We start from the raw sequence: 15,878 nt of genomic DNA on the forward strand, positions 1-15,878 counted from the left end.
CCCATTATGATAGATGGAGACAAAGTAAAAGAAATGATTAAACAGGCAACTGTCATGTTGGACCAGGCCTATGTACCTTACTCTCATTTTCCAGTTGGAGCAGCCATTTTGACCCGAGAGGGAAAGATTTTTGCTGGATGCAATATTGAAAATGCCTCCTATGGCCTCAGCAACTGTGCTGAACGAACGGCTATCTTTAAGGCTATCTCCAGTGGCTACCGCCAATTTGACTACTTGGTCGTCATTGGCCAAACCGACCAGCCCATTACACCTTGCGGGGCTTGTCGCCAGGTGATGAGCGAATTTTGCCAGTCGGATATGCCTGTTTTAATGGTCAACAGCAAGGGCGATTGGGTAAGCCAGACAATCGGACAACTATTACCGGACAACTTTAAGCCAGGGGACATGGAATATGGAAAACAATGAAAACAATGAAAACAAAGATAGCAAAACATTTAAATCAGGTTTTGTCACCCTTCTTGGCCGGCCCAATGTGGGCAAGTCAACCCTGCTCAACCAAATATTAGGCCAGAAGATTACCATTATCAGTGACAAACCCCAAACAACCCGGAATAAAATCCAGGGTATTTACACCGACCAAGCGGGGCAAATTGTCTTTATCGACACACCTGGTATACATAAACCCAAGCACCGCCTGGGCCGGTTTATGGTGGATTCGGCTATGTCGACCATCAATGAGGTGGACCTGGTCTTATTTGTGGTCAATGTCAGGGAAAAGATTGGCCCGGGGGACCGGTTCATTATCGACAAGTTGCGAACCATCGATACGCCAGTTTTTTTAATTATTAACCAGATTGACCAGGTCGATCCAACAGACCTCCTACCGGTTATTAGCGACTACCAAGAGGAATTCGACTTTGCCGAAGTGGTTCCAACTTCAGGCTTGGAAGGGGAAAATATCCAGGAGCTCATTCAAACCATCAAGTCTTACCTACCTGTTGGACCCCAATTTTACCCGGACGACCAGGTCTCGGACCACCCCGAATACTTTATTATTTCAGAACTCATCCGGGAGAAGGTTTTAGACTTGGCTAGAGAAGAGATTCCTCATTCAGTAGCAGTAGTAACTGAGAAGGTAGACCGAAACCAAGATGGTAAAGTCCAAACCTATGCCACCATTATTGTCGAACGCAAGAGCCAAAAGGGGATTATTATCGGCAAGCAAGGGTCCATGATTAAAAAAATTGGTAGCCTAGCTCGGCGAGATATTGAGAAACTACTGGGAGATAAGATTTACTTGGAACTCTGGGTTAAAGTCCAAAGAGACTGGCGGGACAAGCCCAGTCGCTTAGAAGACTTTGGCTACAATGAAGACAACTATTAGGGGATTTTATGGCAGAATTAAAAGAAGTCCAGGCGCTTGTCTTATCCAAGCGCAAGTACAAGGAAAGAGACTACCTGGTTAAAATCTTCTTAAACCATTACGGCAAGATGATGTTTTACGTTCGGGGGTCCAAAAACCCCAACCGGTCCATGGCTAGCCTGATCCAACCTTTTACAGCCGGGCGCTACATTGTTGATATTAGAAAGACAGGACTGTCTTTTATCCGGGATGCCAAGTCTGTTCAAGCTTTTAGCTTAATCCAACAAGATATTTTTAAAAATGCTTATGCCACCTATATTTGTGGTTTGGTGGATGCCTGTATGGGAGACCGGCAACCAGCAGACGGTCTCTTCCGCCAGCTTTACTACGGCTTAAGTAAGATCGAAGCTGACATAGACCCAGAAGTCATTATGTTTATCTTTGAAATCAAACTTCTCTACTATTTTGGGGTAATGCCTGACTTTTTCACTTGTCAAGTATGTGGCAAAAGCCAAGGCCCCTTTGATTATTCTGGGGCCTATGCTGGCCTGCTTTGTCCAAACCACCTGGACCAAGATGCCCACAGGTTGCAACTCCACCCTAAAACCATCTACCATGTCCAAAACTTTTTGCAAGTCAACTTAAAAAATATTGAAAGCATCACAATTGCCCCAGAGATTAAGGCCTCATTGGAGAAATTGACTGACACCATCTATGAGGACTTGGTTGGAGTCCGCTTAAAGAGCAAAAAATTTATCAAGCAGATGAAAAAATGGGGGTCAATGCTAGATGGTGATTGACTTTTTCTTGTGATTTAGTACAATGAAGTTAATTCAATAAGCAAGTACGATGACAGAAGAAGTAGACTAATGAGCTTTCAAAGCGAGCCTGGATGAGTGGAAGCTAGGCAAAGCTTGTTATATCGAAAGGCCTCTCGAGTACTAATCAAGGGCTAGTAACGACTGTTGCTAGAAGTAGGGTGGAACCGCGAATAATCGTCCCTATACTGACTCCAAGAGTTGGTATAGGGGCTTTTTTATTAGAAAGGATAGGATTATGGAGCAGACAAAAGCTTTATCCTTACAGGGAATTATTTTATCACTGCAGAATTATTGGTCTGATCAAGGTTGCATTATTTTAAATGCCTATGATACCGAAAAAGGGGCAGGGACCATGAGTCCTTACACTTTTTTACGGAGTAATGGACCGGAGCCATGGAATGCCGCTTATGTGGAGCCTTCCAGAAGGCCCGATGATGGACGTTACGGGCAAAACCCCAACCGTCTCTTCCAACACCACCAATTCCAGGTGGTCATGAAACCGTCTCCTAGCAATATCCAAGACCTCTACCTAAAAAGTTTAGAAGCTCTGGGGATTGACCCCTTGGCCCATGACATCCGCTTTGTAGAAGACAACTGGGAAAACCCTTCCCTAGGCTGTGCTGGTTTGGGCTGGGAAGTTTGGCTGGATGGCATGGAAGTCACCCAATTTACCTACTTCCAGCAAGTTGGGGGGATGGAAGTGGACCGGGTGACTGTCGAATTGACTTATGGCCTGGAGCGCCTGGCTTCTTATATCCAGGAAGTGGCCAGCGTCTATGACCTGGAATGGACCCAGGGCGTTTTATACGGGGATATTTTTAAACAGGCTGAATTTGAACACTCAACCTATTCCTTTGACCAGTCAGACCCCCAAGTCTTGATCCAGGAATTCAAGGTTAATGAGAACCAGGCCCTCCGCTTAATTGATGCTGGCCTAGTCCACCCCGCATACGACTATGTCTTAAAGGCTAGCCACACTTTCAACCTTTTGGATGCCAGAGGGGTGGTATCAGCCATTGAGCGGGCTGACTACCTGAAACGAATTCGGAATATGGCTCGGAGCATCGCCAAACAATTTGTGGCCGAACGCTACAAGCTCTCTTTTCCTTTAATAGAAGATGACAAGCGACAAGAGTGGTTAGACAAGTATGAAGGAAGGTTTGAATAAGATGAGTCACCAGTTTTTATATGAAATTGGCCTAGAAGAGTTGCCAGCCCGTTTCATCACTGACTTAGAAGCCCAATTAAAGAATTTGGTCAGTCAATTTTTAAATGACCAAGGCTTGGCTTACAGCAAAATCAAGTCCTATTCCACTCCCAGAAGGCTAGCAGTTCAAGTTTGGGATTTAGCTGACAGCCAAGAGGACAAAACAGAAAGCTTCAGAGGACCGGCCAAGAAGATTGCCCTAGACCAAGACGGCCAGTGGACCAAGGCTGCCCTTGGTTTTGCTAAGGGGCAGGGGATGAGTGCCGACGATATTGTCTTTAAAGAAGACAAGGGCCAAGACTATGCCTTTATTGAAAAATTCCGACCAGGTCAAAAGGCTGACCAGGTCTTAGAAGATATTTCTCAAGTAGTTTCAGGATTGACGGCCCCTGTCAGCATGAAGTGGGGCGATAACCACTTCCGCTTTGTCAGACCCGTCCACCAGCTAGTCTGTCTTTTAGACGACCAGGTTATCGACAGCTCCTTATTTAACGTGTCCAGCGGCCGGAAGACTGATGGCCACCGTTTTCTAGGGGAAACTCTTGAGCTGGCTTCAGCCGAGAACTATGAAAAAGCCTTAAAGAACCAATATGTTATCGCCGACAGACAGGATCGGCAAGAAGATATTGCTAGACAAATTGAAGCCTTGTGCCAAGACAAAAACTGGCAAAGTCCCCTCTACAACCAGGCCCTCTTGGATGAAGTCACAGACCTGGTTGAATACCCAACCGTCTTTTTCGGGGAATTTGACTCCTCCTTCTTAAGTGTACCGGAGCGGATTTTAGAGACTTCCATGGCTGACCACCAGCGTTACTTCCCTGTCCGGTCCAAATTAGGCGACTTCCTTCCCTACTTTATCGGGGTCCGGAATGGGAATGAGGCTGGTTTAGAAAATGTTGTTGCCGGCAATGAAAAAGTTTTAGTGGCCCGGTTAGAAGATGCCAAGTTTTTCTACCAGGAGGATAAGGACCACTCCATTGACTACTTCCTAAACCAGCTAGACCAGGTCACCTACCACGACAAGTTGGGGTCTATGCAGGATAAACAGGACCGGGTAGGTCAGATTTGCTTGGACCTCCTAGACTATGTCTCCTTGACCCAAGCTGAAAGAGATGACCTCAGCCGGGCAGCAGCCATCTATAAATTTGACCTGGTTACCGCTGTGGTCGATGAATTTTCTTCCCTTCAAGGCTATATCGGCGGGGTCTATGCCCAAGAATTTGGCGAGTCTCAGGCGGTTGCCCAGGCCATTGGGGAACAGTATTTGCCAACCAGTTCAAGGGGCGACTTGCCAGAGTCCAAGCTCGGTTCCATCTTGGCCATGGCCGACAAGTTGGAATCCCTCTTGATGTTCTTTAGCATTAACTTAATTCCAAGTGGGTCAAATGACCCTTACGCTCTAAGACGGGCAGCATACGGTTTGATCCGGATCTTGGATGACCAGGACTTATCACTTGATTTAACGGACTTTTTCTACCAGCTGGCCCAAGACCTTGGGATAGAAGACACTCACTTTATCGAAAAGCTTGACCAGTTTATCAAGGAGCGGGTTGATAAGTATCTTGAAGCCCAATACCAAATCCCCCACGATATTCGTCAGGCTGCCATTAGTGGCCTCCACTTAAACCCAGTCAAGGCCATTAAGGTCGGGCAAAAACTGGCAGAAGACCGGGGAAGCCAAGACTATAAATTTATGGTGGAATCCCTGTCCCGGGTAGCCAATATGACGCAGCAAGAAACCAGCCATGCAGAAGTTGACCCTGACCTGGCCCAAAGCCAGTCAGAAGAAGACTTAATCAAGGCTTCCGTCTTCCTCTTGGGCTTGTTCCAAGAATCAGATGATATCACTGCCCAGTATGAAGCCCTCAAGGAGATCAGTCCGAAAATCGAAGCCTTTTTTGACAACAATATGGTTAACACTGAAGACGACCAGGTCCGGGCTAACCGCTATGCGATCTTGGATCAGATCACCCAAGCTTCGCACAGCTTTGCCGACTTTAACCAATTATTGACCAAGTAAGTGTTCCATGACGATTGAAAAGACCATCCTAGCTTTTGTGCTTTTTAAGAGCCGGGGTGGTTTTGCCTGTCTGTTTGCCTTAGTTAGGTTTTGAAAATTTAAGTCATGACTACAGGTTGATTTTAAACCATATGATTGGCTTTCAAGCCATTCCTTGCTATAATTAATGGATGAGAATAAGAGATAAGGACTGAAGCGAGTGTTTAAAAAACAGTTTTTTCCTGAGGCAACTCTAAGATCTTTGGCAACCAACTCGACTGTCTATGACCGGGGCGTCAGACTCTTTGAAGAAGGTCGAGTGGAATCTTGTGAACTCGATGAGGACAACCACTTAGCTATATCAGATGTAAATGGCAACCAAGACGATTACACTACCCAGATCAGTTTTTTAAAAAATGGGGTAGCCAGACGTTACCACTGTACCTGTCCAGCCTTTGAACAATATGCTGGTGCTTGCAAGCATGTCATTGCCAGTATGTTGAATTTAAACCAAATCGATCTTTCAGACCAAGACCAGCCGGCCAAAGAAGACCCAAGAGCAGGTAAGAAAAGTCAGCTCGATTCCTACTTAGCTGACCTGGAGGAAGATTTTCAAAAACTACAAATTAATAAGTATTCCTCTAGAAGTCGTAACCGGCTCTTTTTTGACTTTATCCTCAATGTCAGTCCCTATTATTATGAGAATGCCTTTGAAATTTATATGAAGGTGGGGATTGACCATATGTACGTTATTAAAAATGTGCCAGACTTGGTCCATACCCTTCTCAATAACGATGACTATGTTTTTGGTAAAAACTTAACCTACCACTATAAAGACCACTTCATTGCCCCAGAAGACCGGGCTGTTTTGCAGGAATTAGCCGATATCCATGCCAATATGGAACAAGTTAAAGCTTCTAGCTACCAGTCGCTCACAAATAAAAATGAATTGATGATACCTAACCAAATGGTGGGTCGGCTCTTGCGTCGACTGAGACAGGTTGACCATGCTTCTGCCCACTTTGGCAGTTCACCGACTTCCATCACTGCTATCAGAGACTTGGAGCCCATACAATATTCTAACAGCCTAGCTGATTTCCCGCTTGACTTCAGTTTGACAAGGGAAGGGAGCCATTACTATTTCAATATGGACGGTATCAAGATGAATACCCAACCCATTTCCTTCTTTCCTGAAAGTCGCTTGGTGGTTTATGACCACGTCTTTTATGACCTGTCACAGGAAGATTACCAAGTTCTCTATAGTTTGGTTAAATTCTTCCATGGCTTGCACACCAATGAAATTCCCATGAAGCAAGATGACTTAAGCCACTTCATGTCCACGATTTATCCTACTCTTAGCCGGTACTTTGACCTAGCACTTGATCCTGATATTGAAAAAACCATCTACCAAAAAGAACTAACTGCTGCCTTGTATATCGATTATAAAAATAAGGTCCTAAGCTTAGAACCCCGTTTTAACTACGGCCAAGTGACCGTCAACCCCATAGTAAACCAGACTGACCAGGCTGGGGAGGGACAAGTCTTAATCCGAGATACGGTAGAAGAAGCCAGCCTCCTTGACTTGCTTTACCAGGTCTTGGACGGCTTAGAAGAAGAAGAGGACCATTTTGCTATCAGTGACTTCCAAGCAGTTAGTAAGGCCATATATGACGGTATGGGCCAGCTCTTTGAGTCCTTTGACCTCTATTTAACCGATGCTGTCCGCAAGCTTTACTACCAAAGACCCAACCATAAGCCGGTTTCCATCGATGTGGACTATGATGCCAACCTCCTCCAAGTTGATTTTGAAATGGAAGACATGGCTAGCGATGATATTAAACAAATTCTTACCCAGTTGAAGGCAGGCAATGACCGTTTTTACAAGTTGTCGTCTGGTGCTATTTTAGACTTGGAGCGAGATGAGTTTAAAGAATTGAAGGAAGTGGCAGACGACTTATCGCTTGACCCGGACCAAGATGACATCTCAAACTCCTTTAATATCCCCCTCTACCAAGGCTTGTCGCTACTTGAAAACAATAATGTCGACAAAAGTGACCAGTTTATGAGCCTGGCCAAGTCCCTTCTGGAACCCAAATCAATTTCCTATGAGGTCCCAGACCAAGTCCAGGCTGATTTAAGACCCTATCAAAAGACTGGCTACAACTGGCTGAAGGCCTTGGATGCCTACAAATTTGGTGGGGTTTTAGCTGACGACATGGGCTTGGGTAAAACCCTGCAGTCCATTACTTTTATCCAGTCCAAGCTAAACGAGTTAGGGGGCAAGTATCTGATTGTCTGCCCATCCAGTGTCTTATACAACTGGCAGTACGAGTTCAACCAGTTCACACCGGAAATTCAACCAACTGTTATTGCCGGGACGGCCCAAGAACGGGAAGAGGTCATCGACCAGGTCAAAGACAAGAAAAATGGTGTTTGGATCTCATCCTACCCCTTGATTCAACGAGACAGTGACTTTTACCAGGGTATCCACTTTGAAACCATCATCCTGGATGAATCCCAAGCGGTGAAAAATGATTCGGCCAAGACAACCCGGGCTGTCGCCCGCCTGCAGGCTAAGAACAAGTTCGCCTTGTCGGGAACCCCAATTGAAAACAATTTAAATGAACTCTGGACCCTCTTTTCCATTATCCAACCGGGCATGTTCCAAGATAAGAAGAACTTTAAGCAGATGGACCAGTCCGTCATCGCTAAAAAGATCAAGCCCTTTATCCTCCGCCGGCTCAAAGGTCAGGTCTTAGATGACTTGCCTGAAAAAACGGAGACAACAGAATATATCGAACTCAGCAAAAAGCAAAAACAAATTTACCAGACCCAACAGGCCATGATCCAGTCCCAGGTCCAAGAACTGTTGGATAACAATGAATTTGAACGCAATAGTGTTCAAGTCCTGGCTGGTATGACAAGATTGCGGCAGATCTGTTGTGACCCTAACCTGGTGACTAAGCAATATGATGGAGATTCAGCCAAGCTCGACCGCTTGATGGAATACCTAGCTGAAGCTAAGCAAAATGGCAAGCGAATCGTCCTCTTTTCCCAATTTACCAAGATGTTAGATATAATCAGGGACCGGCTTGCTGAAAATGACTATGACTACTTTTACCTGGATGGCCAAACCAAGAAAGAAGACCGGCTCGACCTCACCCATCGCTTTAATAAAGGAGAGAAGGACCTCTTCCTTATTTCCCTGAAAGCAGGGGGGACCGGGATCAACTTGACGGGAGGCGACACAGTTATCCTCTATGACTCGTGGTGGAATCCGGCCATTGAAGACCAGGCAGCTGACCGGGTCCACCGCTTTGGTCAGAAAAAACACGTCCAAGTCTTGCGTTTAATTGCCCGAGGAACCATCGAAGAGCGGATCAACGAACTCCAAGAAAAGAAAAGGGACTTGGTAGACTCCGTCATCGATTCCAAAGGCAACCAGGCCATTACCAGTCTCTCCAAAGATGAAATCTTGCAACTTTTAGATGTTTCTGCATCTGTGTAATGTTGTTTTGGCTAAAAGGAGTTTTAAATGGTTAGAATACCTGAAGAGACCATTAATCAAATACGAAGCCAGGCAGATATTGTCGATGTCATTGGCCAATACTTGGACTTAAACAAGTCTGGGGCCAATTACTTTGCCCACTGCCCCTTCCATGAAGACAGCACGCCTTCTTTTTCGGTCAACAGAGACAAGCAAATTTATAAGTGCTTTTCTTGCAAACGAGGTGGCAGTGTCTTTAGCTTTATACAAGAGAAGGAGGGACTTTCCTTCCCAGAATCGGTTCTTAAAGTGGCAGACTTAGCTAATGTGGACCTTGATCCGGCCTTAAAAGAAGCTGTCCAAGGCCAACCTGACAAAGCCGATTCTCCCTACCGAGACCTCTATACCATCCATGACCAGGCCAAGGACTACTACCAGTATATCCTCTTAAAGGCCCAGGTGGGAGAAGTTGCTTACGACTATCTCCAGAATCGTGGGATTTCCAGAGAGGTGATGGAAGAGTTCGAACTGGGTTATTCTCCCAGCCAAAGGGAGTCGCTCCACCTTTATTTGCAGTCCCAAGACCAGGCGGACTTGACAGATGACTTACTGGAAGAAACCGGCCTTTTTTCCAAAAGAGAAGTGGAAAGTGATAGTTTTAAAGACCGCTTTGCCAAGCGGATCATCTTCCCCTTAAAGAACTTACAAGGGCAGACGGTGGGCTTTTCGGGCCGGTATTTCCAAGATGAGCCTAACCAGGACTTCCATCATGCCAAGTATTTAAACAGTCCAGAAACCAAAATATTCAATAAACGGCGGACCCTCTTTAACTACCACCAGGCCAAGGCCTACATTCGTCGGGCCAAGGAAGTTGTCTTATTCGAAGGTTACATGGATGTGATTGCTGCTTGGCAAGCGGGGGTCAAAAATGGCTTAGCTTCCATGGGGACCAGTTTAACAGCTGACCAAGTCCAGACCATGCAAAGGATTGCTGACACCTTAGTCTTGGCCTTTGACGGGGATGAAGCTGGCCTTGAATCCAGCAAAAAGATCCTGGATGACTTAAGCTTGACCAGCAAGCTTCAAATTGAAGTGGTCATTTTCCCTAAAAAAATGGACCCGGATGAATATATTAGAGAAAATGGACCAGAAGCCTTTCAAAATCTCATCCAACATGGTAGGATGACTGTCTACCAATTCTTAAAAGAATACTTTAAAAAATCCTACAATCTAGATAACGACTCGGACCGGTTGAAATTTATCCAAACCATGACCAATAAAATTGGCAAGCTAGCTTCCCCCTTGGAAAGGGAAGTCTATGCCAAGGATTTGGCAGAAGAATTTAACCTGTCTTATGATACGATTATAAGCCAAGTTCAAAGTGAAGCCACTCTAAACCAGCAAGAGGCTTTGAAAAAGGACCGGCATAAGGAATTTTCTCAAGCAAGAGTGGAAGTCAAAGCCCCAAGTAGTCAAAAGACTAAGATTGACCGGGCCCAGGAAAAACTTTTAAACCGACTCTTTTACTATCCCCAAGTTCAAGAGATCATCGATGCTTATAATCCGGACTTTGAATTTAAAACGGAAGTCCACCAGCGGATTTACCTCTTGTTTTTAGAATACAGCCAGGAAAATGATAGCATTGATTCTTTCATCGATTTTGTCAAAGACAAGGAGACGAAAGAGGTCATATCTGATATAATGTGGACATCCATTGAGGTCGAACCCTCAGATGAAGAAATCCTAGACTACTTGGACTACATTGACCAAACCTACCCCCTGGAGCAAAAACGCCAAGACTGCTTGGAGGAAGTCAAAGCAGCTAAACAGTCCGGTAATAAGAAGCGAGAGCTGGAATTAACCAATCAATTAATTGAAATAAACCGTATGCTAAAACAATAATTGGAGGCTGAATAATTAGTGGTTGAGACAAAATCAAAACTAGAAAATGCAGTAAACACCCTCATTAAAGACTTGAAAAATAAAAAAGAGTCGACCATTTCTTATATTGACCTCAGCAACAAAATTGCTGAACCCTTCGAACTTGAAAGTGAAGCCATGGACAAGTTAATCCAGCAATTAGAAGATGATGGGATTGGTGTAGTTGACCAAGACGGTAATCCCTTGGCCAAGCAACTAGCCAAGCAGGAAGAAGAAGCAGAAAAAGCCAAGGATGAAGAAATGATAGCCCCACCTGGGGTTAAAATTAACGACCCTGTCCGGATGTACCTAAAAGAAATTGGCCGGGTAGATCTTTTAGATGCTGAAGAAGAAGTGGCCCTAGCCAAGCGGATTGAAGAAGGCGATGAAATCGCTAAACAAGAACTAGCTGAGGCTAACTTGAGACTGGTTGTCTCTATTGCTAAACGGTACGTTGGCCGGGGCATGAGCTTTTTGGACTTGATCCAGGAAGGGAATATGGGGCTAATGAAGGCAGTTGAAAAATTTGACTACGAAAAAGGTTTCAAATTTTCAACCTATGCCACCTGGTGGATCCGTCAAGCCATCACTCGGGCCATTGCCGACCAAGCCCGAACCATCCGGATTCCGGTCCACATGGTCGAAACTATTAACAAGCTGGTCCGAATCCAGCGGCAGCTCCTACAAGAACTAGGCCGGGAACCAACCCCAGAAGAAATTGGGGCAGAGATGGATTTGCCAACCGAAAAAGTCAGAGATATTTTGAAAATTTCCCAAGAACCCGTCTCCCTTGAAACCCCAATTGGGGAAGAAGAAGATTCCCACCTGGGAGACTTTATTGAAGATGATGGGGCCTTGTCGCCATCTGATAATGCAGCTTATGAGCTGTTGAAAGGGGAACTCAAAGGAGTCTTAGACACCCTAACTGACCGGGAAGAAAATGTCTTGCGCCTCCGTTTTGGCCTAGATGATGGCCGTCAACGTACTTTAGAAGATGTCGGTAAGGTCTTTGGGGTCACCCGGGAGCGGATCCGTCAAATTGAAGCGAAGGCCCTCCGCAAACTCCGCCACCCTAGCCGGTCCAAACAATTAAAAGACTTTTTAGAATAGTTGATCCAAACCAGAAAATGCTTTACAATGCTAGCTATAATTTGCTATAATGGCTCTTGGCTTGTAAAACACACTGAAATTTAACGACTAATCAGTTATTTTGATGATTTGGAAGGTGAAATGTATGAAAATAAGTGCACAAAAACGTACACAAACTGGTACTAGTGCCTCCAAAAAAGCACGTCAAGAAGGTTACCTACCAGCTGTTGTCTACGGTTCGAAAGTGGATTCAACCCCAATTTTATTAAAATTAAAAGATGTAGAAGATACTCTGAGAGAAGTTGGGTCAAACGGTGTCTTTGAAATTGACTTAGACGGGGACAAACTACAGGTCTTTGTTAAAGATGCTGTTTATGAAACCTTTAGACCTCAATTGCGTCACATTGACTTGCTTGCCTTTACTTCAGGGGAAAAAGTTGCTATGTCTATCCCTGTTTATGTTGAAGGTGAAGAGTCAATCGAAGTGGGTTATGTTTCCCAATCTATCTCTGAGATTGAAATGGAAATTGCCCCTGCTAAGGCCCCATCTGAATTGACTGTTGATGTCAAAGGGATGGAAATTGGGGATTCCCTAACGGTTGCAGACATCGACGTTCCTGAAGATGCTGAGATCTTAGACGAATTAGAAGCAACCGTCTTGTCCATCTCAGCACCAGATGATGTTTCTGATGACCTTGAACAAAGTGATGAAGGTGAAACAGAAGCAGATATGCCTGAACCTGAAGTAATTACTGAAAAAGAAGATGAAGAGGAAGACTCAGAAGAGTAATGGCCTAATAAGTCACACGAACAAGAGGAGGGTGGTCCCCTCCTTTTTTTGTACTTAAATTCCCAACTCTGACAGGTGGGATATTGTCATTTGTATTGACATTTTGCTATCATTAAAATATAAAATTAAAGGATGACCTTATGGAATTATCAAACCGTTTGCAAGTTATAGCTGACCTGGTCCCCCTAGACACCGCTTGCCTGGCTGATATTGGTTCGGACCACGCCTACCTACCAATTTACTTAATCCAAAATAATCGGGTGGGTAAGGCTATAGCTGGCGAAGTGGCCCCCGGACCCTTACAAAACTCCCAAAAAGAAGTGGCCCAGGCTGGGTTAAGCCAGGTCATGGAGGTCCGGATGGGGGACGGTTTAAGTATTTTACAAGATGAGGACCCGGTGGACTTGATCACCATCTGTGGCATGGGGGGGAATTTAATCACCCGAATTTTGGACCAGGGACTAGACTTGGGCAAGTTACCGGCCCAGGCCAAGCTAATCCTTCAAGCCAACAATGGGGAGCCTGGCTTAAGAAAATGGCTAGTTGACCACCACTACGAGATTGACTGCGAGCTTTTAGTAAAAGACAAGGGGATTATTTACTCCATTATTTTAGCTAGTAAGGCCCAGGAAGCTTTTAATTATAGCCAAATCGACTTGGAGTATGGTTTCTTCGACCACACTAAGCCACCCCAACTAGCCATAGAAAAGTGGCAAAAAGAATTTGATAAGTGGTCAAAAATCCTGGCCCAGGTCCAACAAAGCAAAGGGGACCAGGCAGACCGGGTGAAAGAAGTCAAAGAAAAGGTCAAGCAATTGGAGGAATTACTCAACCATGACCAGCATTAAGGAATTTGTCTCAGTTTACGAAAAATTTGCCCCTAAAAAATTAATCATGGGAGGGGACCCAACCGGCCTTCACTTTGGCCACCCTGACCAAGAAATCACTAAAGTCATGACTACTTTAGATGTTAGACCTGAAGTGGTCGATGAAGCTGTGGCTAGGGGGGTCGACTTTATCTTGGCCCACCACCCTCCTATCTTTAAGCCTGCCAAAACCCTGGTGGAAGATGATCCTCAAAATCATATGTACGCCCAGCTGATCCGCCACAATATTGGGGTATATGCTTCCCATACCAATTTGGATGTCGTGGCTGGTGGAATGAACGATTGGCTAGCAGACGCCTTAGACCTGACCAATCTCCAAATTTTAAGCCCGACCTACCAGGCAGACCAGTACAAATTAGTGGTTTATGTCCCCCAAGAAGCGAGCGACCAAGTCTTATCGGCCTGCCATGACAAGGGAGCAGGACAGGTGGGAGACTTCTACCAGGATGTTTCTACTTCTATCCCTGCTTTAGGTCGCTTTACCCCTAAAGCTGGTGCCAAACCAGCTATTGGCCAGGTTGATCAGGCAGAAGAAGTCCAGGAAGACCGGCTTGAAGTCTTGGTAGACGAAGACGATTTGGACCAGGTCATTTTGGCCCTACTTGAAGCCCATCCTTACGAAGAACCCGTTTACGATGTCTTTAAGCTGGAAGGGAATTGTAAAAGTCAGGGAATTGGCCGGGTTGGAGACCTAAGCCAAGTTATGACCCTGGAAGACCTCCTGGCCCATATCAAAAAAAGTTTTGACCTCCAAGGCTTGAGATATGTCCAAGTTCCCAATACCAAGCAAAAAACCTTCCAAAAAATAGCCATCTGTGGTGGAGATGGGTCTTCCTTTATCCAAGATGCCATCAATTCGGGAGCTGATGCCTATATCACTGGTGATGTTTATTACCACACAGCCCATGACCTCCAGGCTGCCGGTCTAACCGTGATTGACCCCGGCCACCATATCGAGGCCATCTGCATCCCCAAACTGGCCCAAAAAGTCCAAGAATGGATCCAAGCATACAAGTGGCCCATCCAGGTGGTCCAATCTCAGGTCAATACCGAACCCTTCGAATTCTATACCAAGTAAAGAAAGCAGGTTATACTATGTCAAAGCAATTAGAAGAAAGATTCCTTTCCTACGTTAAAAAGAATACCCGGTCAAATGAAGCCAGCACTAGTGTTCCATCGACTTCTATTCAAACCGATTTTTTAAAAGACTTGGAACTTGAGCTAAAAGACTTGGGCTTTGCCGATGTCAGGTTAAACCCCAAAGACTCTTATTTAACTGCTAGAATTCCGGCCAATACAGACCAGCCAGCCCCAACGATTGGCTTTATCTCCCATGTGGACACGGCCGACTTCGAGTCCGAAAACATCCAACCGCAAAAACACGTAAATTACGATGGCCACCCCATTATCCTTAACCAAGAAGAGGACATCACCCTGGACCCAAGTGAATTCCCTAACTTGAAAAACTATGTGGGCCAAACCTTGATTACCACAGATGGAACCACCCTCTTAGGGTCTGATGACAAGTCAGGTGTGGCGGAGATTGTCACTGCCGGGGCTCGTTTGCTTGATAACCCAGATATTAAACACGGGGAAATCCGGCTAGCTTTTGGCCCAGATGAAGAAATTGGGCGTGGAGCTGACTTGTTTGACTTAGCCAACTTCCCTTGTGACTTTGCCTACACCGTTGATGGGGGACCAGTGGGTGAATTGCAATACGAAAGTTTCAATGCTGCCCAGGCTAAAATTACTATTAAGGGTAAAAATGTCCACCCCGGCAAGGCCAAAGACTCTATGGTTAACGCTCTTGAGTTAGCCCGGGCCTTCCAGAACAAGTTGCCTGACGACCAGGTCCCTGAAAAAACCAATGGCCGGGAAGGCTTCTACCACTTAACCAATCTCAATGGCCGGGTAGAAGAAGCCGAGTTAGTCTATATTATCCGGGACCATGACAACAAACTCTTCAAGGAGAAAAAGGCCTATATTGAAAAAGTTGCCCAGGAATTGAATAAAACACTAGACAAGGACCGGGTCTTTGTCGACATGGAGGACCAGTATTACAATATGGCTGACATTATCAAAAAAGACCTCACCCCAGTAGACTTAGCTCAAAAAGCCATGGAAGCCTTGGATATTGACCCCATCATCGAGCCTATTCGTGGAGGAACAGATGGGTCTAAGCTTTCCTTTAGAGGTTTGCCTTGTCCCAACTTGTTTGCAGGAGGAGAAAACTTCCACGGTCGTTATGAATTTGTTGCCTTAGAAAGCATGGAAAAAGCCTGCCAAGTCATCTTAAAAATTGCCCAGTTGGCTGTGTCTGGTAAAAATGAAAACTAAGAGAAAGAAGGCTCAAG

At 45.3% G+C, this 15,878-nt stretch carries 12 protein-coding genes; all 12 read left to right on the top strand.

Features of this window, described 5'->3' with window-relative positions; all coding sequences use genetic code 11:
* The first annotated feature begins 6 nt into the window (after positions 1-6).
* Positions 7-426: a cytidine deaminase gene (locus tag HMPREF9698_RS01935; protein ID WP_003776777.1), complete on the top strand. Its 420-nt coding sequence runs from the start codon at positions 7-9 to the stop codon at positions 424-426.
* A complete protein-coding gene (gene era, locus HMPREF9698_RS01940; RefSeq protein ID WP_003776779.1) occupies positions 413-1,345 on the top strand; it encodes a GTPase Era in 933 nt (310 codons plus the stop codon). The genes HMPREF9698_RS01935 and era overlap by 14 nt, the downstream gene beginning before the upstream one ends.
* Positions 1,346-1,353: 8 nt before the next feature.
* The gene (gene recO / locus HMPREF9698_RS01945) at positions 1,354-2,124 is read left to right on the top strand and encodes a DNA repair protein RecO (RefSeq protein WP_003776781.1); all 771 of its coding nucleotides are present in this window, start codon (positions 1,354-1,356) and stop codon (positions 2,122-2,124) included.
* 256 nt (positions 2,125-2,380) lie between these two features.
* Positions 2,381-3,313 (top strand): glycine--tRNA ligase subunit alpha, encoded by a 933-nt coding sequence (gene glyQ / locus HMPREF9698_RS01950; protein ID WP_003776782.1) that lies wholly within the window; start codon positions 2,381-2,383, stop codon positions 3,311-3,313.
* 1 nt (position 3,314) lies between these two features.
* Complete coding sequence (gene glyS / locus HMPREF9698_RS01955; RefSeq protein ID WP_003776784.1) at positions 3,315-5,372, top strand: glycine--tRNA ligase subunit beta; 2,058 nt, start codon at positions 3,315-3,317, stop codon at positions 5,370-5,372.
* 199 nt (positions 5,373-5,571) lie between these two features.
* Positions 5,572-8,859 carry a DEAD/DEAH box helicase gene (locus HMPREF9698_RS01960; protein WP_003776786.1) on the top strand — a complete coding sequence of 1,096 codons (3,288 nt, stop codon included), beginning with the start codon at positions 5,572-5,574 and terminating at the stop codon, positions 8,857-8,859.
* Positions 8,860-8,886: 27 nt separating this feature from the next.
* Positions 8,887-10,740 carry a DNA primase gene (gene dnaG / locus HMPREF9698_RS01965; RefSeq protein ID WP_003776788.1) on the top strand — a complete coding sequence of 618 codons (1,854 nt, stop codon included), beginning with the start codon at positions 8,887-8,889 and terminating at the stop codon, positions 10,738-10,740.
* Between the two features lie 18 nt (positions 10,741-10,758).
* Positions 10,759-11,868 (top strand): RNA polymerase sigma factor RpoD, encoded by a 1,110-nt coding sequence (rpoD, locus tag HMPREF9698_RS01970; protein WP_003776789.1) that lies wholly within the window; start codon positions 10,759-10,761, stop codon positions 11,866-11,868.
* Between the two features lie 124 nt (positions 11,869-11,992).
* Entirely contained in the window at positions 11,993-12,637 is a 645-nt protein-coding gene (locus HMPREF9698_RS01975) for a 50S ribosomal protein L25 (protein WP_003776790.1), read from the top strand.
* A gap of 140 nt (positions 12,638-12,777) precedes the next feature.
* Positions 12,778-13,485: a tRNA (adenine(22)-N(1))-methyltransferase gene (locus HMPREF9698_RS01980; RefSeq protein WP_003776792.1), complete on the top strand. Its 708-nt coding sequence runs from the start codon at positions 12,778-12,780 to the stop codon at positions 13,483-13,485.
* Positions 13,472-14,602, top strand: coding sequence for a Nif3-like dinuclear metal center hexameric protein (locus HMPREF9698_RS01985; protein ID WP_003776794.1), 1,131 nt, complete (start codon positions 13,472-13,474; stop codon positions 14,600-14,602). The genes HMPREF9698_RS01980 and HMPREF9698_RS01985 overlap by 14 nt, the downstream gene beginning before the upstream one ends.
* Before the next feature lie 17 nt (positions 14,603-14,619).
* Positions 14,620-15,861: a peptidase T gene (pepT, locus tag HMPREF9698_RS01990; RefSeq protein WP_003776798.1), complete on the top strand. Its 1,242-nt coding sequence runs from the start codon at positions 14,620-14,622 to the stop codon at positions 15,859-15,861.
* The last annotated feature ends 17 nt before the right edge of the window (positions 15,862-15,878 follow it).

This window comes from Alloiococcus otitis ATCC 51267 (genome assembly GCF_000315445.1).
In the GTDB taxonomy this organism is placed as follows: Bacteria; Bacillota; Bacilli; order Lactobacillales; family Carnobacteriaceae_A; genus Alloiococcus; species Alloiococcus otitis.

Excerpts from the sequence above, each read along its gene's own strand:
- HMPREF9698_RS01935 (WP_003776777.1), top strand. The coding sequence starts at position 7 with ATGATAGATGGAGACAAAGTAAAAGAAATGATTAAACAGGCAACTGTC.
- era (WP_003776779.1), top strand. The coding sequence starts at position 413 with ATGGAAAACAATGAAAACAATGAAAACAAAGATAGCAAAACATTTAAA.
- recO (WP_003776781.1), top strand. The coding sequence starts at position 1,354 with ATGGCAGAATTAAAAGAAGTCCAGGCGCTTGTCTTATCCAAGCGCAAG.
- glyQ (WP_003776782.1), top strand. The coding sequence starts at position 2,381 with ATGGAGCAGACAAAAGCTTTATCCTTACAGGGAATTATTTTATCACTG.
- glyS (WP_003776784.1), top strand. The coding sequence starts at position 3,315 with ATGAGTCACCAGTTTTTATATGAAATTGGCCTAGAAGAGTTGCCAGCC.
- dnaG (WP_003776788.1), top strand. The coding sequence starts at position 8,887 with ATGGTTAGAATACCTGAAGAGACCATTAATCAAATACGAAGCCAGGCA.
- HMPREF9698_RS01975 (WP_003776790.1), top strand. The coding sequence starts at position 11,993 with ATGAAAATAAGTGCACAAAAACGTACACAAACTGGTACTAGTGCCTCC.
- HMPREF9698_RS01980 (WP_003776792.1), top strand. The coding sequence starts at position 12,778 with ATGGAATTATCAAACCGTTTGCAAGTTATAGCTGACCTGGTCCCCCTA.
- HMPREF9698_RS01985 (WP_003776794.1), top strand. The coding sequence starts at position 13,472 with ATGACCAGCATTAAGGAATTTGTCTCAGTTTACGAAAAATTTGCCCCT.
- pepT (WP_003776798.1), top strand. The coding sequence starts at position 14,620 with ATGTCAAAGCAATTAGAAGAAAGATTCCTTTCCTACGTTAAAAAGAAT.